This window comes from Neolewinella aurantiaca (assembly GCF_008014675.1).
GTDB classification, from domain to species: domain Bacteria; phylum Bacteroidota; class Bacteroidia; order Chitinophagales; family Saprospiraceae; genus Neolewinella; species Neolewinella aurantiaca.
This window is the reverse complement of the sequence record NZ_VOXD01000012.1, coordinates 12,433-34,541: the sequence shown is the minus strand read 5'-3', so window position 1 is coordinate 34,541 and position 22,109 is coordinate 12,433. Positions and strand designations below refer to the sequence as shown.

The window sequence follows — 22,109 nt, the reverse complement described above, 5'->3', positions numbered from 1 at the left end:
GGTCGGTTTTGAGCACCGTTCAATTCCTCATTGTTAAATCTCTCCGTCAGGATTACCCTGGCTGTGCCTCGCCTAAAGCGACCACCGAATCCCCAGCCCTCCGACCACCGAACCTCCCGTCCGCCGGATTTCGAGCTGGCCACCGCCAAACTCCCGCCGGATTCCAATCCGGCCAATAAGCAGGGGCCACTTCGCCCCGAGTGGCACCGCCAGCTCGCCCTCCAGGCGAGCACTGATGGTAAGCCGCTGAAAGTCGTCATCGGTCAAGAGGCGGACACTACGGTCCGCCGTAAGCACTTTCCCCCCGCTACCAATCAGTAGACCAAACTCCGGCCCCGCCCGCAGGGTAAGCAGGCTGCGACCGAACTGAAAGTTACGGCCCACCAATATGGGGACGGTAAGCCGCTCCTCCCGCTGGAAAGACTGAATCTCGCGAAACTCCGTGACCCCCAGCGCCGCTGCGCCAAAAATGGTGTCGCCGTTCACCCGTACCCGCAAGGGTACGTTGAGGAAGGTAGAGTCAAACGTCCGCATGCCCTCATATTCGGTGAGGGTGCGAATGCGGTCGTAAGCCAGACCCGACCGGATATGCCACTGCTCATTGATGTTTTTACCAACGCTAAAGGCCAGGTGATGACCCGGCAAAGCAGCCGCTGTCTCGGAACGCAAGGCCGCGTAAGCCGAGTCATCTCCCTCGTAATCTAAGCTAGCGAATTGCGTGCCCATCACCAGGTCGACAAACCAGCCTTTGGCCTCAACAGTTGCTTGTTCTTCGTTGGTAGTAAGAGCGGGTTTTACTTCGGGATCGGGCAGGAATTCTCCTTCCGCAATGAGGGTGTACTGCTGAAAGGGAAGCCGCGGAAGGGCTTCACTCCGGAGCGATGCATCAACTTTTTCTGCTGCGTTCTTGGTTGTAACGACAGCGTTGTCGGCAGAAACTACGGGGTCAGGTTTCTGGAGGTCGTTTGTCTTACCGGTGGTAATCTGAACATTAGTTGTCGGGAGACCCGCAGAAGCCGGTCCATCTTTTTCAGGTGCGGCATTCGTTGGTGAGAAAGTGGAAGGCTGGGGCAGTTGTCCGGCTTCCTTTTCTGGTTGTTGGCTGTCTGTTCCTGATTCGATGTCGGTAAGTACAGAACCCGTAGCGTCCTGAATTTCAGGTGTTGGGTCGGTCGGATTATCAGGGATATTCGTTTCATCCTTCAACGGAGCATCCTGCTGGGAAATACTGGCGTTTCTGAGCTGATAGCCGCAAAGCCCTGCGAGCAACAGCAGGAGGATCCCTATTCCCGGCCGCCACCAGGGAAGGAAAGGCCGCTTCGTTTTGCGTTGAGCCTCTACTTTCTGATGCACTCCTTTGCGCATGGCCTCCCAGTCCATGCCCGGAGGCAATGGTGTGTCCTGGCTGAGCTTCTCGCGCAGTTCATCCTCAAAGTGCTGATCAGAATAGGCCATATGCTTGCTTTACGGAGGGTTGAGAAAGATGACGACGCAGCCATTGCTTAGCGCGGGTCAGGTGCTGCCGGCTGGTGGCTTCGCTGATCGTAAGGCGCTCTGCGATCTCCCGGTGGCTGTAACCATCCACTACCGAAAGGTTGAACACGAGGCGGAGGTTCAACGGCAGCTTCGCTACGATGCTCAGCAAGGCTTCCTGATTGAGCTGGTCCAGTACTCCGCGCCCGGAGACCTGTACGTCGTCGGAGTAATCCTCGAGGTACACGATGCGCCCCCGGCTTTGTTTGCGCAGGTGCATCAGTACGATGTTGATGGCCAGGGCGCGCACCCACGGCTTCAATGCACCCTTCACCGGGTCGTAGCTTTTGAGGTTAAGAAATACCTGCGCAAAAACCTCCTGCACCGTGTCCACGATCTCGCCTTCGGCAACTCCGTACCGCCGGCAGAGACTGTAGACGTAGCCACCGAAAAGCTGGTAGAAGCGGCCCCAGGCCGCATCTTTCCCGGCCCGACATTCGGCCAGCAGTTGTGCTTCGTTTTCTCTTTCGGGCAAGCGCGGAGAAATTGAGGTAGTGAAGAAAACCGTCCCGTCCATAATTGATGGACGGAACGGAAGGTAATACTCAGGTTGAAATGGATTTTAGTAGCAGGGCCTGTTAGTCGCAGACCAGTTCAATGAGCGGTAGCTCAAATGTACCGTCGGTGATAACGAAAACGGAATCAGGGTTGGAGGTATTCACCGTGCCGGAGAAGGTGCCGGAAACAATACCATCGGTTTCGATCATCGTGATGTCGCAATCTGAGCACTGGGCACGTTCAAGTTCGCCAACGGCAATCGGCACCATTATTGAAAGGTAGGTGTAGTCGATGTCGTTTACATCTACGGTGTAGCCATGGATGAGTACATCGCCCTGGGCAACGGGCACAATGTTGTTGGTATCACTCAGCCCCGAAACGTCGACGTTGGTGGCAACGTAGCTGTGGGTGAGCATGCCAATGGTATCGGTGCGGCAGACGAATCCAAAACCGGTGTCCAGCACAGGGTTGCCGTTGATGGTATAGTTCAGGGTGCCGGCCTCCACTTCGATCACCGGAGGATCAACTTGCTGGTTGGTGAGGTCGACTTCGTCGCCGTCGCAGGAGCTTACGGCGAAGCCGAGGGCGAAGAGGCAGAATAAGGAAAAAAGGGTAGAACGGATCATGCTTTGGTTTTTGTTGCGGCACATTGGTGCCGTGTGGGAATGTTGGGTACATTCACCCATATGCCGGTGGCCGAAGGAATGTGACAGGGCAGACCGTTTTATTTATTTTTTTGCGGGAACGCGGGTGCAGGGAAGGGTTTTAGGGGAGGCTATTAACCATCAACTTCGTCTGAGCGCAGGAGCCCTGAAGGGACTTGGCAGGTTACAGGCGGCAACTTTAGTTGTGGTAAGGATTCAGCAGAGTTAATGCTCCCTCAGACTATTTGACCCTGCAACTACAACACTACCTGACGATGTTCTTATCTTCGCGCCCTCAAACAAGCAAGCGAATGATCCACCGTCAGGAAATAGCCAATGTATTAAAGTCGCCAACGGTAGGCGAAGATGTAACCATAATGGGCTGGGTCCGCGCCTGGCGCGGCAACCGGTTTATGGTTTTAAATGATGGCTCCGGAGCTGAAACCCTTCAAGTGGTGGTGAACGGAGAGGACTTCGACGAAGAGACCATCCGCGCCATCGGTTTCCACGCCTGTGTGGGCGTGACGGGCGAACTGGTCGAAAGTCAGGGCAGCGGACAGGCCGTAGAGGTGGTCGCCAAGTCCATCACCATCCACGGTGCTGCTGACCTGAGCGAATACCCGCTGCAGGCCAAGAGCCAAACGATGGAGTTCCTGCGCGAAAACGCGCAGTTCCGGATGCGGACAAACACCTTCAGCGCTGTTTTCCGCCTCCGCCACGCGCTGGCCTACGCCGTCAATAAGTACTTCAACGACCGCAACTTTTACTACCTGCACACGCCGATCATCACCGGCAACGATGCTGAGGGAGCAGGGGAGATGTTCCGGGTAACGACCCTTGATCCTGCGTCCCCGCCAAAAGACGAGGACGGCAATGTGGACTACAGCCAGGATTTCTTCGGTAAGGGCACGCACCTTACCGTTTCCGGGCAGCTACAGGCCGAGATCGGAGCCTTGGCGATGGGCAAGGTTTACACCTTCGGGCCCACCTTCCGCGCCGAAAACAGCCACACCAGCCGCCACCTGAGCGAGTTCTGGATGATCGAGCCGGAAATCGCCTTCGCCGACATCGACAACGATCAGGACCTGGCCGAGGACTTCCTGAAGTACCTCATCAACTACTGCCTCGACAACTACCGCGCCGACCTCGAATTCCTCGACGCCCGCATCAAGCAGGCTGAAAAGAACATGAAGGCCGAACTGCGCCGCCCGATGGGCCTCATCGAGATGCTGGAGTTTACCGTCAAAGACGAGTTCGCCCGCATCACCTACACCGAGGCGATCAACCTGATCCAGCGCAGTAAGCCCTACAAGAAAAAGAAATTCGAATTCCCGGTAGAGTGGGGGACAGACCTGCAAGCCGAACACGAACGCTGGCTGGTGGAGAAGCACTTCAAAAAGCCGGTCATCGTGCGCGATTACCCCAAAAGCTTCAAGGCCTTCTATATGCGCCTCAACGACGACAACGAAACTGTTGCCGCGATGGACATCCTCTTCCCCTACATCGGTGAGATGGTCGGCGGTTCCCAGCGTGAAGAGCGCGAAGAAGTACTCCGCACCCGGATGAAGGAGATGGACGTGCACGAAGACGAACTGGCCTGGTACCTGGACCTGCGTAAATTCGGTGGCTGTCCTCACGCCGGCTTCGGCCTCGGCTTCGAGCGGATGGTGATGTACGTAACCGGAATGGGCAACATCCGCGACGTAATTCCTTTCCCCCGGGCACCGAAGACGGCCGACTTCTAACTGTTCCGCAGCCTTCAGGCTGCGTCAACTCATCGCAGCCTGAAGGCTGCGGAACAATACCAACCAATGATAATAGGTACAAGAGGCTCAAAACTAGCCCTATGGCAAGCACACTTCGTCCAGGCTCAACTAAAGGAGCTGGGCATAGACAGTGAGCTGAAAATCATCAAAACCCAGGGCGATAAAATTCAGCACCTCGGCTTCGACAAGCTGGAGGGCAAAGGCTTCTTCACCAAGGAGATCGAAGATCATCTGCTGGCCGGAGACATCGACCTGGCCGTTCACAGCCTGAAGGACATGCCGACCGAGCAGCCCGAAGGCCTGACCCTGGCGGCCCTCAGCTACCGCGCCAACGTGCGCGACCTGATCCTGATCCATAAAGACAAAGCCGTGGAGGGCAAGCCCTTCAAACTGGCCGACGGAGCGACCATCGGTACGAGCTCTAACCGGCGCAAGGCGCAGCTGCGCGAGCTGCATCCCGGCCTGGTGCCGGTCGACATCCGTGGCAACGTACCGACGCGGCTGGAGAAAGCCCGCACCGGGGAACTGGACGCCGTCATGCTCGCCGCCGCCGGCCTCGAAAGGTTGGAAATTGACCTTTCCGACATGGTAGTGGTGGAGCCAAGTCCACGTGAGTTTGTGCCCGCACCGGGGCAAGGCGTAATGGCCATCCAAACCCGCAAAGACGCCATCGCTATTCGTAAGCAACTCGCACCGCTGCACAACCTCGAAGTAGGGGAGTGTACCAACGTTGAGCGCACCGTGCTCAACATGATGGAAGGCGGCTGCTCTATGCCGCTGGGCGTGTACTGTGAAAAAGACCAACTGGGTAACTACCGGGTATGGGCGGCTTTCGCCGAAAACGAGCACGCACCGGTGAAACGGGTGCAGCTATCACTCAGTACCCGGGCCGGATTGGCAGAACGGGTGGTTGCTGAACTAAAAGGATAAACCAATTGCTTTTTCAGGCGCGTACGCCGGTGCAATGACCCACTTCTGAGAGCGGGGGAGGGCACTGTCTCAAGGCCAACGCATAGGGTTTGATCTTGAACTAAAAGCTTAAAATCGAATCCTATGCGTTAGCCCTGGGGGTTGGGGAGTCTAACTCGTTCTGGCCAATTGTTTAAACGATGCTTCTTCAACCTACACTGCACCTGCGGCCGCGCCCTGATGGCTGGCCGGCAATGATTGAAACCACCTTCGGTACTGTTTGAGAATCAGTAAGTCATCCCGCGCCGGCGGCGCGCCAATTCCTGCTGGATGATGGCCCGTAAACGCTTGGCCCGGTCGTAGCAACTGAATTTGCGGCCCGCCCGGACCTGCTGGTACAGCAGAATGATCAGGCAAACGGGGATTGCTAAAACAAAGATGGCCATCAGCCCCCGCAGGGAAACCAAAGCTGCCACACAGGCGGCAAGCATCAGCAGCGGAATGCAAAGACTTACCTTAAACATCGTTTTGCGTAACTGGCTTACCTGCTGGGTCCTTACCCGTATGCGTCGCAGCAAAAGGTGCAACTCGTGGGTAGCAAACGCGCCTGCTCCTCCGGTAAGGATGAGGAGAAAATCGTCGTTGCCAGCCCTCTCGAGGCGGGCGATCTGTCGTTTGAATTTACGGTTCTGCATTGCTGGCATAAAGTTAAGGTGCTCTTCCTTTTTTACAAAACAACGTATGTTGTTTCGTCGTAATGTCGACGTACCGAACTCCGTACTGCTTACTTTCGTTAAATGAGAGCTGTGTTTACGTTGCCTCTGTTTTCCGACGTGTCCGGCAAGTTCCTCCTTATGCTGAAAAAAATTGTCCGTTGGTTGCTCATCTTTGCAGGCGTTGTTGCGTTGCTGCTGGGTTTGGCAACCTGGTGGCTTAGTGCCTACCTGGATTCCAGTCAGGAGAAGATCCTGAGCGAATTTGTCAGTACATCGGGCCTTGATGTTACCTTTCGGGAACTCGACTTCAAGGCCTGGAAGAGTTTCCCCCACGTCACCTTTACCATCGACAGTATGGTGGTGCGCGACACTACGCGATCGGTCGCAGAACCTCCACTGCTTGCCGCTCAGCATTTCAGCGGTTCCCTGACGTTGGGCAACCTCATCTTCGATACCCTGCGCCTCAACAGTATTGAACTGAGCCACGCCGCAGTGTACGTCGCGAGCGATTCGTTGGGCGGTTTCAACCTCGGCAAACTCACCCGGCAGCGCACGCCCGCGGATTCGGTACAGCGTAAAGGATGGTTCGAACCCCAATTTGTGTGGAGTGGATTGAAGATCGCGTTAATCGACGTAGATCTCGCCTTCCTCCGGCCCGACCGGAACAAAAGGATGGTGGTACATCTCGACTCTTTACGGACCGAAACCGAAAAGACTCCCTTCGGGATGCATACCGACAGTAAGGTCGCCGCGTTCGTCGAGGGAATTGCCTTCAATACCGAAAAGGGAGAGTTTCTCGTCCGGTCGCCCCTGCGGGGCGACTTACATATCGATAACAATGATGGCGTGTGGGAGCTGGCCAGTACTGTGCTCCACATCAGGGACGAAACGTTTACCTGCGCGGGACAACTACGTACCGGTGCCGACAAAGGCCTTAGCCTTCAGATTGAAAGTGCTGCCGTTCATTACGATTCCACCCTGGTATTGCTCCCGGAGGAGTTGCGGAAAAACCTCGAGAAGTACCACGTAAGGGACCGTTTCAGCGCGATGGCCAGTATTCAGTCCAGCCTGGTAGCGGATCAGGAGCCAGATATTAGTGTCGACTTTAAGCTGACGGGCAACGACGTAAGGATCAATCAGTTTCCGTTTCGAAAAGTATTCAGCCAGGGTACGTTCGTAAACGAACTGGCGGTCAGCGAGGGGGGAATCCCGGGGAGTAAGAAGAACTTCCGCATCAAGCTCGATACTTCACGGGCGTACCAGGGGGCGTTGTTCATCAGCTTCCCCGAAGCAATTATACGAGGTGTGGTGGGAGATACTTACCTCGATGCTCCCATCAGGGTAGCCGGGCCGGCGCGTGCGATCAACAAAAATGTCGGAACCGAGAACTTCATCTTTGGCGATGGCCGTTTTGTGCTGTCGACGTACATCAACGAGTCGCTCAATTACATGCCGAAGATCATCCAGAGCAGTGACGGTAAGTTGGTGCTGACCAATACCAAGGTGCTGTACAAACCGGCCAACGTCACCTTCCCGCTCCGTCACCTTGAGTTGGTGAAAAGGGCTAAAGATGTTCGGTTCAAACTCCAGAGCGGAGAACTCAGTACGGGCTTCGCCTTCGGTATGGAGGGAGAAATGGATAATCTGCTGCCCCTGCTGCTCGACCGTCCGGCAGACAGTATACGGACCGACGTGAGACTCCACGCACCGCGCATTAGCTGGACCGACTTTCTGGCCATGTTTGGTGAAGGTGGTATGTTCGCTTCCGACGACCAGAACCGGCAACCACAACTTGTCACTAACCCGTCTTCTGATGCTGAGGGGGCGCAAACGCAGGATGCCGTGAACGGTGACCAGCGCGTTAAGGCCATGAAAAAGGCGCTCCTCGGTCTGCAGGCTTCGTTCCGCCCGCAAATGGAGGCCCGTTTTGATACAGTCTCCTACTACGACATCCTTGCCGTGACCAACTTTGCAACCGGCTTACGATTTGACGGGGACACCCTCGTTCTGGAGCAAACGAGTTTCGATTGGGAAGACAGTCAGCTCGACTTTGGCGCGCGTCTGGGCCTGGGTGAATCCGGAACGACACCTTTTCGGTTAGTGGCAGGTGCTGAGCACCTGAACCTCAACCGGACCCGGCCCGCCCTGGAACACTTCGGGCTGAAACTCCCCTCCGGCCTCGATTCTTTGCCGCAGGACCTGAAGATCGATTTTGCTCACCGTGGAGTAATTAACGATGTCGCCGGAGTTCGACCGGGAGATAATACCGGGAGCCTTAGCTTCAGCGAAGGCAGCGAAGAACTTTTCTCCGGCAATATCACTTATGCGCCGCGCTCCGGCAGCCTGCATACACGGCTCCACCTGGAAGGAGATCCTATCGTGGTAAATCAGTTGTTTGCCGCGGAAGATTTTTTCTTTGGTACTGGCCGCTTCACTATTGATATGGATTTGGAAGGAACCCCTGATGACCTTAATGAACTGATCCGGACGACAAACCTGTCGCTGGAAATAGACTCAAGCAGGGTAGAGTACCGGCCCGGAAATGTGTTTGTACCGATTCGTAAGTTTTCCGTTCATTCCGCCGACGAACACGTCGCTTATAATCTGGAACTGATCTCTGACTCTACCCGCCGGTCGGTTGTACTGAACGGTACCCTCGACCGCCTTTCTGCTTTTCTATATCCCGAGCCGGGCGCAACCTTCAGGATGAAAGCCAATGCCTCCGCTCAGCGGCTGCACTGGTCGGATATTCAGGGGCTTATTCGTAAGCGTAAGGCCAGCGCGGTAGATACTGCCGCCTTCAACCCGCAGGATATTCTGTCGGCAACCGGAGGGATATTCAGTGCCTTTAGTCCCGAACTCAGTTTGCGGGTAGATACCTTCCGTACGGACGCAAACACAGTTCTGACGGATGTAAGGTCGGGACTGCGGCTCGAGGATTCCACCCGGCTGATTCTGGAAACCTCAGGTTTCCGTTTGGGAGAAGGAAATGTAACCTTCTCGGCTGTTTACGACATCGATAAAAAGGTGAAATCTCCTTTTCTGGTAAAGTGGAAAACGGATTCTCTTGCGCTGGGCGAGCTGCAGCAGGTGATGAAAACGATGAACATTGCCCCGCAGGAGGCGGAAGGGACTGTGTCGGGCGTACTCTCAATGAGTGGAGACGTAGTGAGTAAAATGAACGAAGAAACCCAACGGGTGATGCTGGACAGCACCACCGGAGACCTGAAACTCCTGCTGACCGACCTGGAACTTTCCGGTTGGCCGGCCCTGAAGGAAGTAGGCCGCAAGGTGAAAATGAAGAAGCGTTTCGATACCCTTCGCTTCGCTCCGCTGAACCTGAAGTTGAAGCTGGAGAACGGAAAGGCCTGGTTACCACGCACGGAGGTCCAGTCAACTGCCCTGCAACTTTTTATCGAAGGAGATTTCGACAGTCTCAAAGGGCCTGATCTACTGATTGCGGTGCCGTTGCGGAATATTGGCCGGGGCATGCTCGATACGCCCCCGCAGAACACAGGGTTCCATAATGCCGGTTGGAAGGTCTACCTGGTGGTGGAACGGGATAAAAGAGGAGAGCAGAAGATGAAATTCCGCCTGGGCCGCAGAAAGTACTACCGGCAACGCGGCCGATTGGAAGAATTGAGAGAACTGCGGAGACAGGAGCGGGCAAAACGCCGGGAGTAAACCCAACCTGATTTCAGGCAAAGGTTTATGCTTTTGCCGGGAGTCAGGTGAGTTGGTCATATCTTGCCGGTCAAAACCAACCCATATCCGATGCGCCTGTTTTCTTTGTTTCTTTCTTCGATCGTTATTTGCCTGCTTTTCGGTTGCGAACCCAATGCCCCGGCTGCGGAATCACCGGTTGTTGAAACGACTAGCGATTACGGGCAGTTACTCACCCTCTTCGACGAGTGGCGGACCTTTGAGCAACCGCCGCTACTGGAAGGTGCACCGGACTACACCGCCAACACCTTCAGCCAACGCCGTCCGGCTTTCGAAGTCCTGCGCGCCCGCCTGCTGGCGATGGACACTACGGGCTGGAGCATTGCCGAGCAAGTAGACTGGAACATCGTCCGCGCCGAAATGAACGGTTACGACTTCAATGACCGAATTCTAAAGCCATGGGCTCGTGACCCCGCCTTCTACAAAAGCCTGTGGACATCGCGCAGCGATGTGCCCGCTCACGAAGGACCAACCCACCACGGCGTTACCGAACTATGGACCTACACATTTCCGCTGACTGCCTCCGAACGGGATCGCTTACTCGCTGATCTTCGCGTTATCCCCTCACTCAATAAGCAGGCCCGGCAAAACCTGACGGGCAACGCTAAGGAATTGTGGGTCGCTGGTATCCGCGATATTCAGGACCAGGGGGATAACCTCAAAGCTGTCCTCGGGATGGATGGCGTGAGTGACGACAAGGATTTGGTTCGTGCGGTGGAGTTGGCCTACGAGTCTTCAGTGGAACTGGTCGGTTGGCTGAATGCGGAAGCAGAAACTAAAACCGGCCCCTCCGGCATCGGTAAGGAAAACTATACCTGGTACCTGCAAAACGTCCACCTCGTTCCGCTTACCTGGGCCGATGAGGTAATGATCCTGAAACGTGAACTGGCACGGGCCTGGTCATCGCTAAAGCTCGAAGAACACCGTAACCGGAAACTGCCGCCGCTGGTAGCTGCCGACTCGCCGGAGGCCTACGCTGAGATGGCTGATAAATCGGCCCGAAGCCTGATCAACTTCCTCGAAGAGGAAGACATCGTAACGGTTAAAGACTACTTCGATCCTGCACTGCGGGAGCACCTTGGTGGTTTTGTCCCCGCCGATACCCGCAACTTCTTCTGGATTACGGCGCACTACGATCAGCGCCCGTTGTACTCCCACTTCTACCACTGGTTTGAATTGGCCCGGATGGATACAGAACCGCACGCCAGCCCGGTCCGGCGCGGCGCGCTGCTCTACAATATTTTCGACTCCCGCAACGAGGGCATGGCGACCGCCGTGGAGGAAATGTTTATGCAGGCGGGTTTGTACGACGATAATCCCCGCGTGCGGGAAATCGTCTACATCATGATCGCTCAGCGCGCAGCCCGGGGATTGGGCTCACTCTACGCTCACGCCAACGAGATGACGATGGAGGAAGCTGGCGGTATTCATTCAGAATACACCCCGCGCGGATGGATGAAGACGGAGAAAGAACTCCTCCTTTTTGAGCAGCACCTCTACCTGCGGCAACCGGGCTACGGTACCAGTTACATCACCGGCAAATACCTCATGGAAAACGCAATGACCGATCTCGCGCGGGTTCGGGAAGCGGAGGGCGAGCCCTTCATGCTTAAAGACTTCTTCGATCAACTGAACGGCATCGGGAACATCCCCATCGCACTGGGGCACTGGGAGATGACGGGAGTGAAGCCTGTGTTTTAACCGGTTAACGCCCTCTTTCAGCGCGAGCGGTCAGAGCACCCTCCGGGTGCGAGAAGATAAATGATACAGCCCCGTGAAGAAAACGCTGGTTTTAAAGAAGCGATTCTGCTTTTTTCCAGAGACTCCAAAAGAACAGGGTAGGGGCGCCGGTGCGCAGGTGCAGAGAAAGGTTGTTGTGGGGGGGAAACCCGCTCTACTGGCTATTTCTTGCTATCTGGAAAAGCATCCTTGCACCTGCGACCGCGCAAAAAGAACGGCATCGGTATTTCATTTGCTTTAATATTCTGGTGCTCTGTATGGATACCTTACCCTTATTTCTTTTAACGAAAGTGTATCCCTTAATTCTGGTGCGATCTGGTTATCGTTGCGGGAGCTGGGCTGAAACCTGACCAAAACCTCAGGGGTAATGGCTATAATCTCCGCTGAGATGTACGGGAAGGCCTCATTGGCCACGCCAAATTTATTCTCAGCCACCATTTGAGAACATACGTCGACAAGCTCATGGAATAAATCCTCCCAAGGTTCTCGTTTTTTTTCGTTGGTGGAAATCAAGGCACCGTTGGACCAGCGAAGGTGATCGGCATCCAGCCGGAATAGCCTTGTGGGGTCAGTGGTTGCACGCAAGTCACCGAAATCGCTTTTCACATAGCCTAACTCAATAATACCGTCTTGTTCTTTAAAGGTGCCTGTGTACAGGTGCCCGGCACTAAAGTGCCCGCTTGGGAGATACTTAAAAGTTCCATCGTTCAAAAAGGTAAACGTCCACAGCGTTTCGTACCAGTAGGTTGAATAACTCTTAGGTTCATATTCGGGGTGTTCGGCAAGGATCTCTGCCGGGGGGAGTAGGTTTTCGATAAACGTATCCTTTAAAAACCTCAGGGTGTCCTTTGTGGGAGCGCAGCCAACCTGTTCCAGCGCGATGTAGGATTCGCTAATAGTGTCAATAGTATACTTATGTTGGTTGTTGGTATGGACATTCAAAAATCGAGAATTGGCAAAACTATCGATGGTGTAAAACTGGTCATATTCCAGTTCATAGAGCGCTTTGTTATCATGGGTTCTTACCTCGAGCCGGTTGTCCGCTGAGAACAGCCAGCGGGACCGGTCGCTCCATCTTTCAAATGCCTTATTGGCTACCATACTATTGTCAGCGAGGTGGATCTTACCGGAATTGATGCCCTGCAGGTGCTTAGCAATCGTTATGCTATTTGAGATTCCGATAGAGGTTATCGTTAACTCATCCGCCGTTATGGTTGCGGTTATAGTGTCTTTGAACCACTGATCATAGTCTTTGTAATAAGGAGTGTTAAGTACAGAAGTAGGTATAGCCGTTCCTTGAGATGTACTGCCATTGAGGAAGTTGTTGAGAGTGCTTGCGGTAATTGAATCTTCTTTTACGTGGAATACCGTTAAATCGCTATACGGTGAGCCGTTTTCCGTAGTGCAGACGGAGAGATAGATTCCGGTTGGGTGACTCCCTTCTGTACTGCAACCTGTGAGAAGAGAGCAGAGAGCGTAGGTAATTAGTACTGGTAAATAGGATTTCATTTGGCGAGAGGGTTAACCTCAAATATAGAGCGTATGAATAATACGACCTGAAGCGAGTTGCCTTCGAACCCGCTGCCGCAGGCAGCTCGCTCCAGTGCGTTACCGCAGCACTTTCAGCACCATCTCCTTCATCATTCCGTAGCCTTTCATGGTGGGGTGGACGCCGTCCGGAGCCAGCTCTTTGTCCATGCCGTTCTGGTCGTTCTTGAGGGCGGAGTGGTAATCCAGGTAGTCCACGTTTTTCTCTTCTGCCAGCTGCTTTAGTCTTTTGTTGAGGGCAACGATCATGGCAGAGCGATCACCGAGAGCTGGCCGCCAGGAGAATCCGGTAGCGGGCAAAACCGAGGCCAGAACAACGCGGATGTCGTTCTGGTCGGCAATGTCGATCATGGAAGCAATGTTACCAACGGTGTAATCCTCGCTGTAGGGGCGGGTGTTTTCGGCTACGTCGTTGGTGCCGATGTGGATGACTACGGTTTTGGGTTTCAGGTTGACTACATCCGGGCGGAAACGAAGCAAGAGCTGTTCTGAGGTTTGCCCACTGATGCCACGCCCGACAAAGTTGTTGCTTTCAAAGAAAGCAGTATCCCGGGCGTACCAGCTGTCGGTAATCGAGTTGCCGAGGAAGACGACTTCGTTGGTCATTTCGGCTCGGACTTCGTTGTGGTCTGCGTACCGGGCCAGGTTAGCAAAGTCGTTTTGTCCGAAACAGGTAGTTTCCATGAGAAGAAGAGTAAGGGTAAATAGAAAAGGGCGTAGCATTAGTTACGGTTTGCATGATGATATACCTAAGGTATAGAAGAAGGTGAAGATATCAATTCTAACCATCATTTCCGGATAGTCCTTTCCATTAACCCGTGCGCTGCACCTGCGGCCTCGCCTCCGAATTGTGTTAATGTTGGTATTTTGAAATTTAGCAAACAATTTGCCCTATATTGTGCCCTGAAGTGGTTGGCGATGAAGATTTACCACTTTCTTTTACACCTACCGACACTTTTTCCCACCAGTATAGTCTTACGGAAAAACTCAAAAAGAGGCTCAGGAAGCCGAGGTAGGTTGGAAGAAGAAAAAACTGTACCAAGATTTGAATAGAAATGACATTTTATTGCGATCTAAAATTACGTGTGTAATTTTTTTGCGACCAAGTGCGTCGTTTTTTATGCTTTGAAACTCAGGCTGAGTGAAAAAGATGTGAAATAAAGTGTCGAAAAGTGGGAATTTGTGTCAATGCACTGTATTTTTACAGTCCCAAGGGGTTCGTATATCCCGTGGGGTCCGCTTATGGTACTTGAGTATAATCTTATCGGCGAGTATGATGTGTCCCTTGACAGCAAGGGCCGCTTTCGTATTCCTGGTGCTTTACTCAAAAAACTGGGAGACCGGGACGAGCTTGAATTTGTTGTTAACCAGGGCTTCGATAAATGCCTGACCATGTATCCTCGTCCCGTTTGGAACGAGGTGAAGAAGGAGGTTGACGAATTGAGCGATCTCAGTCCTCGCCATAAAACGTTTAAGCGGATTTTTTACCGTGGCGCCAATGAGGTGACTCCTGATTCTGCAGACCGGATTCTGCTGCCCAAGCGGTTGCAGGCCTATGCAGAAGGGGAGAAGAGCCTGATTTTGTGCGCCCGCAACGACAGAATTGAAATCTGGACGGAAGCCGCATACGACGAATTGCTGCAAGAGGCGCTGGAAGATCCGGCGGCGCTTGCCGAAGAGTTGTTCGGTGATTCGAAGGGTAAAAAAGTTGAAGACTGATGTCTGAATACCACATACCCGTAATGGCCCACGAATGCGTGGATGCTATGGATCTCCGTCCTGGAGGAATTTACGTAGATGTAACCTTCGGAGGAGGCGGTCACAGCCGCCTCATTCTGGAAAAAGCCGGTGATATGGACATTCGTCTGTTCGGCTTCGATCAGGATGAGGAAGCCCGTGCCAATGCCCTCGACGATGAGCGCTTCACCTTCGTAGCCGCCAACTTCCGCCACTTGCGCAACTACCTGCGTCTGCACGGAGTAACTCAGATTGACGGGTTGCTCGCTGACCTGGGGGTCTCCAGCCACCAGTTCAATCAGGCCGAAAGGGGGTTCAGCTACCGCTTCGACGCGGACCTGGACATGCGCATGGGTAAGGCCGCCGACCGCACCGCCGCCGACATAGTGAACAACTATGAAGCCGACGATCTGCAGCAGGTGTTCGGGGAGTATGGCGAAGTTCGTAACGCCCGCTCGCTGGCTCACGCAATTGTGGAAGCCCGCGAAAATGCACCCATCGTGACCATTCAGAACTTCCTGGATGTCTGCGATCCCTGGGTGCGCGGTACACGACCACGCTACCTGGCGCAAGTGTTCCAGGCACTGCGGATAGAGGTTAACGACGAGATCGGCGCACTTACTGATCTTTTGGCCCAGGCCACCGACTTACTGATACCAAACAAAGGTCGACTCGTTGTACTCTCTTACCACTCGCTGGAAGACCGCATCACGAAGAATTTCCTCAAAACAGGCAACGCGGACGGAAACGTCATCAAGGATTTTTACGGGAAAATTGACCGTCCCTATAAAATCCTGACGAAGAAACCCGAGTTGCCTTCCGCTGAAGAACTGAAGCGGAACAGCCGGGCCCGTAGCGCTAAACTGCGGGTAGGTTTAAGAAAAGGCGAAGAATAGTCGCCACGTATTGATTGTTGAATTAGGATTGCTGAATTTGAGATTTTGAGACTCGTACCAATTGACGGTGCCGCCTGTACGGTGCGGCACCTGAATCAGGGATGGGGAATCATTTGTCCGGCATTCAAATGTCCAAAAGGTGTGATTAAAATGGCAGCTAAACGCAGCAGAGGACCGTCCTTTGACGTCTCCTCCTTCATCCTGAATAACCTCGGCTTCCTTGCCTTTCTGGGCGGGCTGGCCCTGCTGTATATCGGCAATGCCCATTACGCGGAGTACAACGTACGCCGTATCCAATACCTCGAAGACGAAATCAAAGAAAAACGCTGGCTTTACATGTCGCTCGAAAGTGAGAACATGTACAACGGTCTGCGCTCCGAAGTTGTGGAAAATGTCCGCGAAGACGGGCTGCGCATGCACCGGGGAAAACCTAAGAAGTTGGTAGTGAATAGTAAATAGCAGGATAGTTGGGGTAATAGCCGCCCATAGCTTCGGTATCCCAAGCCTGCTACGCCTTCCACACTCCAGCGTCTGTAACACCACCACCATCATTTAATAACTACCCACTACCCACCAAGAACTACCCAGTAACAATGGCTCTAAATTACAAAGACGATGTCCTGGTCAGGATTTACCTTATCGTCGCCGTCATGGTGGCGATTGCGGGCGCGTTGGCGTACAAGACGATTGATATCGCCGTTATCAACAGGGAGGCAAACATGAAAAAGGGCGCTGAGTACTTCCAGGAACGTGAAGTACGGCCTGAGCGGGGCAACATCTACAGCCGTAACAATAACCTGCTGGCTACTTCGGTACCGTATTTTACCTTGCACTTCGATCCGTTTGTAGCGCCGCCCCGCACTTACTACGACAACATCGACAGCCTGTCTTACCTGCTGAGCCTGCACGTCGACGATAGCCATACCGCCGGAGACTGGCGCGACAGCCTGACCTTTATGCGTGACAGCTTCAGCAAGCCTGCCCGCCACTACTATAAAATTGCCGAGAGCGTCAGTTACCGCGAACTACAGGAGATCAAAAAATTCCCGATTTTTAACCTCGGGCGGTTTGGCGGTGGTTTCATTGTGACCAAAAAAGACGAGCGTAAGCGGCCCTTCGGCTGGCTTGCCCGGCGGACGATCGGTAAGATCGACGGCAAGAAAGTAGGAATTGAAAACGCATTCGATAAAGAACTCGCTGGCAAAAGCGGCAAAGCTCATATGTTCAGCATCAGCAAGAACGATGATGTATGGTTGCCAACCGAAAACCTCGCCATCGTAGAGCCTACTGCAGGTGCTGATGTTTACACCACGCTGGACGTCAATATTCAGGACATTACCGAGAATGCCCTGCACCGGGCGATGCGCAAGCACCGGCCAGACTGGGGCGCGGCAATTGTGATGGACGTCAAGACCGGCGCCATTCGTGCCATCGCCAACCTGGGGATGAACACTACCCGCACGAAATACTTCGAGCAGTACAACTATGCTATTCAGCGGAGTACAGAGCCGGGGTCTACCTTCAAACTGGCCACAATGATGGCATTGCTGGAAGACAAAAAAGTGACCCTTGACGGCGAGATCGATATCGAAAAAGGGGTGAAGGAATTCTCTAAAGACAAGGTGAAGGTAACCGACTCCAACCCGCTCAGCAGGCACTGGAATGTGATCTCTATCCGCCAGGCTTTCGAGCAATCTTCCAACGTGGCGATGGCCAAGCTGGCCGACAGCCTCTACGTCGACGGTGAGTTCTCGGCCCGCTTGCAGTCGTTCCACCTCGACGAGAAGACGGGGATCGAGCTTTCCGGAGAAGGAACACCAATGGTAAACGATACCAGCCGCGCCGAGTGGTCGGGCATCTCTAACGCATGGCTCTCCTTCGGCTACGAATCCCGCCTGACTCCGCTGCAAATGCTGACTTTTTTCAACACCGTTGCTAACGGTGGCAAGATGATGAAGCCCTACGTAGTTGAAGAGATTCGCAGAGAAGGGAAGACCCTCACCGACTTCCGGCCAACGGTGGTCGATGAACAGATTGCTTCGCAGCACACCATCGAAGAATTGCAAACACTCCTTGAGGGTGTGGTAGAGCGCGGTACGGCTAAGAAACTCAAATCCGATAAGTACCGCTTTGCGGGTAAGACGGGGACGAGTCAGCAGAATTACGGAAAGCGCCGGCGTAAAACCGAGCACCAGGCGAGCTTTGCTGGCTATTTCCCGGCTGAAAAACCAGTCTATAGCGTGATCGTAGTGATTTACAACCCTACCCAGGGCGGATACTACGGTGGCGAGGTTGCAGGTCCGGTTTTCCGTGAGATATCCGACAATATCTACAACAGTATGATCACCGTCCACGATGCGCTCAATCAGGGGCCACGCCCGGTGCTTTACGCTGCACAACTGCCCAACCGTGACGCGGGGAATCTGGCCGAGATCACTACCATTCTCGACTACGTCAACGTGAAGCTGGACAGCCTGCCGGGCAGCGAACTGGCGGTGGTGGATGCCGCAGACGAACGGGTAGTGGTGAAGCCATGGGATCCCGCAGCCCAGCAGTGGCCAAACGTTCGGGGGATGAGACTGCGTGACGCAGTCTACGTCCTGGAAAACAACGGATACAAAGTACACCCCAAAGGTGTTGGCAGGGTCACCGACCAGCAGTGGCATACCGACGGAAAAGGGAAGCGCGGTAAAGATGTCACCTTAATACTTAACTGACGCCCATAGATCAAAATCCCAAAAGACACTGATTCAATAAGGATACGAGTTGAATCTCAATTACTAATTTTTTGCAACCATTTTTTCCTTTTTACTGATACCAGATAACTATTTTAACCATGCAACTTACCCAAATCATTGATCGGATTCATCCCCTTGCCGTTGTTGGCGAGGTGACCGGTCGTGGGGTGAGTTGCGTGGTTTTTGATTCAAGAAAAGCAGTCCCGGGCTGCCTGTTTGTTGCCGTTCGCGGTACGCAGGTCGACGGGCACGATTACATAGCCAAGGCGATTGAGCTTGGTGCTACGGCAATTATTTGCGAAGAGCTGCCTGTGGGCGCGGACGCAGGTGCGGGGGGAGGTTCGGATAGCAATGAAACCCCCTCTGTTCGTTCCCTCTCCCCCGGCCCCTCTCCTCGGGAGAGGGGAGACGGCTTTGGTGTCGGAGGTGCTGCGGAAGAAGAGTTCGCTGTTGGGGAACTGACCAAAACTTACTGGTCATTGCCTGAAGCGCATGCACAAACCATTTTAGGCTACGCAAAGAAAATGCGCAGCGCTCCGACCCCCGCAGAGAAAGTACTGTGGGGCAAAATCCGAGCCAACCAACTTAGCTATAAAGTATACCGTCAAAGACCGATGGGATACGCTATTGCAGACTTTGTGTTTTTTGAAAAACGACTAATCGTTGAAGTTGATGGCGGCTACCACGAAACACCAGAAATGTATTGGAGCGACGAAGAACGCTCTAGAAAGTTTGAGTCTGTAGGCTATAAGGTAATTCGCTTTACTAACGAAGAAGTTTTAGCTCAGCCATCTGAAGTTGCAGCTAAGATCAAAACCATACTGGACGAGCGCGAAAGCCGCCCCTTCCCGTACCCAACGGAAGTCTACTACGGCGTACCCACATCTGCCTCGTCTCCCGATTCCCGAAAAGAGGAGCTGGAGGAGAACAGAATGGGAGAGCAAGCACTCATGTCTGCCTCGTCTCCCGACTCCCGAAAAGAGGAGCTGGAGGAGAACAGAATGGGAGAGCAAGCACTCACGTCTGCCTCGTCTCCCGATTCCCGAAAAGAGGAGCTGGAGGAGAACAGAATGGGAGAGCAAGCACTCACGTCTGCCTCGTCTCCCCTCTCCCGAGGAGAGGGGCCGGGGGAGAGGGAAACGTATCTCCAGGTAAAAAACTCGGCCAAAGCCCTGGCCCAAACAGCCGCAGAGTTCTACCACAACCCCAGCCAGGATCTTACCCTTGTCGGTATCACCGGTACCAACGGTAAGACGACCGTTGCCACCCTGTTGCACGATTTGTACACCAACCTGGGCTACAAAGCCGGGTTGCTCTCGACCGTAGAGATCCGGGTTGGCAGCGAGGTGCAAACCGCTACGCATACCACCCCGGATGCGCTGTCGGTCAACGCTCTCCTTGCGGAAATGCGGGATGCCGGCTGCGACTACGTATTCATGGAGGTGTCAAGCCATGCCGTAAGCCAGCATCGCACCTGCGGCCTCGCCTTCAACGGCGGTGTTTTCACTAACCTGAGCCACGATCACCTGGATTACCACGAGACCTTCGCGGCCTACCGCGACGCTAAGAAGGGGTTCTTCGATCAACTCCCGAAAACGGCCTTCGCCCTCGTAAACGCTGACGATAAGAACGGCCAGTTCATGCTGCAAAACACCAAAGCCCGCAAGCTGGCGTTCAGCCTGCGCAAGCTGGTGGATTACCGCGCCAAAGTGCTGAGCAACTCCGCTCAGGGCTTGCAACTCGAGCTGGACGGAACGGAGGTGTTCACCCGCTTTATCGGTCGGTTCAATGCCTACAACCTCATTGCTGCCTTCGGGGTAGCGATGGAACTGGGGCAGGAACGCGACGAAGTACTCGTGGCAATTAGCAGCCTGACGGCTGCTGCCGGCCGGCTCGACTACGTCACGGACCCAGCAGGGCTCGTTACTGCCGTTGTCGATTACGCCCATACGCCCGATGCGCTCGAAAACGTACTCACAACCCTTCGTGATCTTCTGGCGACCGATGCTCAGTTACTCTGTGTCGTTGGTGCCGGGGGAGACCGCGACAAAACGAAGCGCCCGCTGATGGCGCAATTGGCGGCAAAAATTGCCGACCGGGTAATTCTGACCAGCGATAACCCCCGCTCAGAAGATCCCGAAACGATTATTAACGACATGGAAGCTGGCCTGACCACTTCGATGCAAAAAGAGAAAACCCTGCGCATCACGGATCGCCGCAGTGCCATCCGTACCGCAGTTCAGTTTGCCAGGCCACAGGACATTGTTCTGGTTGCTGGCAAAGGCCACGAAACCTACCAGGAAATCAAAGGAGAGCGCCTGCCCTTCAACGATAAATTGGAATTAGCCACCGCACTAAATACCCGCAATTATGCTAGTTAGTCTGTTCAAATGGCTGGAATCCGTTCTGGGAGACTTTCCTGGTAATAATCTGTTCGACTTTTTGAGCGTACGGGCTGGCGTGGCAATTATCCTCAGCCTGGTCATCAGCATGCTTTTCGGTAACCGGATCATCAAGATGCTTCAGCGTCACCAGATGGGAGAGTCGGTACGCGACCTTGGCCTCGACGGTCAGGCTCAGAAAGCAGGGACTCCCACCATGGGCGGTGTGATCATCTTGCTGGCTATTCTGGTTCCCTGCCTGCTGATGGGAAAGCTGAACAATGTTTACCTCCTCACCATGCTCGTTGCAACGGTATGGATGGGGGCAATCGGGTTTGTTGATGATTACCTGAAGATCAAGCGTAAAAATAAAGATGGTCTGGCCGGTAAGTTCAAGATCGCCGGGCAAATCGGTCTTGGCATCCTGATCGCACTGGTAATGCTCTTTAGCGAGCAGGTAACCGTACGGATGACGGTAGAAGAAGCAGAAGCTTTGGAACTCACCGCCGAAGATCGGGTAGGGGAGGCGACTTCCACAGTTCTTGCCAATGGTAAGACGATGGAACGCGCAAACTACCGCACGACCCTGACCAACGTTCCTTTCATCAAGAACAGCCACATCGCCTACGATAACATCTTCAACATCGGTGCTTCGCTGGTGTGGATCATTTTTGTGCCCTTTATCGTGTTCATCGTTACGGCAGTGTCGAATGCGGCGAACCTCACCGACGGGCTGGACGGATTAGCGACCGGAGTTTCGGCGATCATTGCGGCGGTACTCGGCGTGTTCGCCTACGTGAGCTCCAATGCTATCGCGGCGAACTATCTCGGGGTTCTTCACCTGCCGGGTACGCAGGAGCTGGTGATCTTCAGCGCCTGCCTTTTCGGAGCCTGCCTCGGCTTCCTGTGGTACAATGGCTTTCCGGCAACTGTCTTCATGGGCGATACCGGGTCACTTGCCCTGGGAGGTATGATTGCCGCGCTTGCCATACTACTACGCAAAGAACTGCTGCTGCCGCTGCTGTGCGGGATTTTCGTGATCGAGAACCTCTCCGTAGTGATGCAGGTGAGCTACTTCAAATACACCAAAAAGAAATACGGGGAAGGCCGACGGATCTTCCTCATGTCACCATTACATCACCACTACCAAAAGAAAGGGATGCCCGAAACCAAGATCGTGATCAGGTTCTGGATCGTAGGCCTTCTCCTCGCGGTAGCAACCATTCTTACCTTAAAACTACGCTGATCCAGCAGGCGCGGCTTCAGCCGCTGCCTTTAAA

At 54.0% G+C, this 22,109-nt stretch carries 16 protein-coding genes; 10 read left to right on the top strand and 6 right to left on the bottom strand.

The window, feature by feature from the left end:
* Positions 1-72: 72 nt before the first annotated feature.
* The 3 genes from FUA23_RS09365 to FUA23_RS09355 all read right to left on the bottom strand — a co-directional run bounded on the left by FUA23_RS09365 (position 73) and on the right by FUA23_RS09355 (position 2,657).
* Positions 73-1,455, bottom strand: coding sequence for a hypothetical protein (locus FUA23_RS09365; protein ID WP_147930478.1), 1,383 nt, complete (start codon positions 1,453-1,455; stop codon positions 73-75).
* A complete protein-coding gene (locus tag FUA23_RS09360; protein WP_187270950.1) occupies positions 1,442-2,008 on the bottom strand; it encodes an RNA polymerase sigma factor in 567 nt (188 codons plus the stop codon). The genes FUA23_RS09365 and FUA23_RS09360 overlap by 14 nt, the downstream gene beginning before the upstream one ends.
* Positions 2,009-2,111: 103 nt before the next feature.
* Positions 2,112-2,657 carry a hypothetical protein gene (locus tag FUA23_RS09355; protein WP_147930476.1) on the bottom strand — a complete coding sequence of 182 codons (546 nt, stop codon included), beginning with the start codon at positions 2,655-2,657 and terminating at the stop codon, positions 2,112-2,114.
* A gap of 329 nt (positions 2,658-2,986) precedes the next feature.
* Here FUA23_RS09355 and asnS point away from each other — a divergent pair, with 329 nt between their 5' ends.
* Both asnS and hemC read left to right on the top strand, forming a co-directional pair.
* Complete coding sequence (gene asnS, locus FUA23_RS09350; protein ID WP_147930475.1) at positions 2,987-4,420, top strand: asparagine--tRNA ligase; 1,434 nt, start codon at positions 2,987-2,989, stop codon at positions 4,418-4,420.
* Positions 4,421-4,486: 66 nt separating this feature from the next.
* Entirely contained in the window at positions 4,487-5,371 is an 885-nt protein-coding gene (gene hemC / locus FUA23_RS09345; RefSeq protein ID WP_147930474.1) for a hydroxymethylbilane synthase, read from the top strand.
* A gap of 266 nt (positions 5,372-5,637) precedes the next feature.
* Here the strand turns inward: hemC and FUA23_RS09340 are convergent, their stop codons facing one another.
* Positions 5,638-6,045 carry a hypothetical protein gene (locus FUA23_RS09340; RefSeq protein ID WP_147930473.1) on the bottom strand — a complete coding sequence of 136 codons (408 nt, stop codon included), beginning with the start codon at positions 6,043-6,045 and terminating at the stop codon, positions 5,638-5,640.
* Positions 6,046-6,204: 159 nt separating this feature from the next.
* Between FUA23_RS09340 and FUA23_RS09335 the strand changes: the two genes are divergently transcribed.
* Both FUA23_RS09335 and FUA23_RS09330 read left to right on the top strand, forming a co-directional pair.
* The gene (locus FUA23_RS09335; RefSeq protein ID WP_187270949.1) at positions 6,205-9,750 is read left to right on the top strand and encodes an AsmA family protein; all 3,546 of its coding nucleotides are present in this window, start codon (positions 6,205-6,207) and stop codon (positions 9,748-9,750) included.
* Between the two features lie 90 nt (positions 9,751-9,840).
* The gene (locus tag FUA23_RS09330; protein WP_147930471.1) at positions 9,841-11,490 is read left to right on the top strand and encodes a hypothetical protein; all 1,650 of its coding nucleotides are present in this window, start codon (positions 9,841-9,843) and stop codon (positions 11,488-11,490) included.
* Between the two features lie 276 nt (positions 11,491-11,766).
* On the opposite strand, the gene FUA23_RS09325 is transcribed toward FUA23_RS09330, so the two are convergent.
* Both FUA23_RS09325 and FUA23_RS09320 read right to left on the bottom strand, forming a co-directional pair.
* Positions 11,767-13,038 (bottom strand): hypothetical protein, encoded by a 1,272-nt coding sequence (locus tag FUA23_RS09325; protein WP_147930470.1) that lies wholly within the window; start codon positions 13,036-13,038, stop codon positions 11,767-11,769.
* Positions 13,039-13,137: 99 nt separating this feature from the next.
* Positions 13,138-13,800 (bottom strand): GDSL-type esterase/lipase family protein, encoded by a 663-nt coding sequence (locus FUA23_RS09320; protein ID WP_147930469.1) that lies wholly within the window; start codon positions 13,798-13,800, stop codon positions 13,138-13,140.
* 465 nt (positions 13,801-14,265) lie between these two features.
* On the opposite strand from FUA23_RS09320, the gene mraZ reads away from it, so the two are divergent.
* The 6 genes from mraZ (at position 14,266) to mraY (ending at position 22,075) form a co-directional block, all read left to right on the top strand.
* Positions 14,266-14,796: a division/cell wall cluster transcriptional repressor MraZ gene (gene mraZ / locus FUA23_RS09315; protein ID WP_246144124.1), complete on the top strand. Its 531-nt coding sequence runs from the start codon at positions 14,266-14,268 to the stop codon at positions 14,794-14,796.
* The gene (rsmH, locus tag FUA23_RS09310) at positions 14,796-15,710 is read left to right on the top strand and encodes a 16S rRNA (cytosine(1402)-N(4))-methyltransferase RsmH (RefSeq protein WP_147930468.1); all 915 of its coding nucleotides are present in this window, start codon (positions 14,796-14,798) and stop codon (positions 15,708-15,710) included. The genes mraZ and rsmH overlap by 1 nt, the downstream gene beginning before the upstream one ends.
* 150 nt (positions 15,711-15,860) lie before the next feature.
* On the top strand, positions 15,861-16,169 hold the full coding sequence (locus FUA23_RS09305; RefSeq protein WP_147930467.1) for an FtsL-like putative cell division protein: 309 nt from the start codon (positions 15,861-15,863) through the stop codon (positions 16,167-16,169).
* Between the two features lie 134 nt (positions 16,170-16,303).
* Positions 16,304-18,427 carry a penicillin-binding transpeptidase domain-containing protein gene (locus tag FUA23_RS09300; RefSeq protein ID WP_147930466.1) on the top strand — a complete coding sequence of 708 codons (2,124 nt, stop codon included), beginning with the start codon at positions 16,304-16,306 and terminating at the stop codon, positions 18,425-18,427.
* Positions 18,428-18,546: 119 nt separating this feature from the next.
* Positions 18,547-20,829, top strand: coding sequence for a UDP-N-acetylmuramoyl-L-alanyl-D-glutamate--2,6-diaminopimelate ligase (locus FUA23_RS22565; RefSeq protein ID WP_222707013.1), 2,283 nt, complete (start codon positions 18,547-18,549; stop codon positions 20,827-20,829).
* A complete protein-coding gene (gene mraY / locus FUA23_RS09280) occupies positions 20,819-22,075 on the top strand; it encodes a phospho-N-acetylmuramoyl-pentapeptide-transferase (RefSeq protein WP_147930465.1) in 1,257 nt (418 codons plus the stop codon). The genes FUA23_RS22565 and mraY overlap by 11 nt, the downstream gene beginning before the upstream one ends.
* Positions 22,076-22,109: the final 34 nt, after the last annotated feature.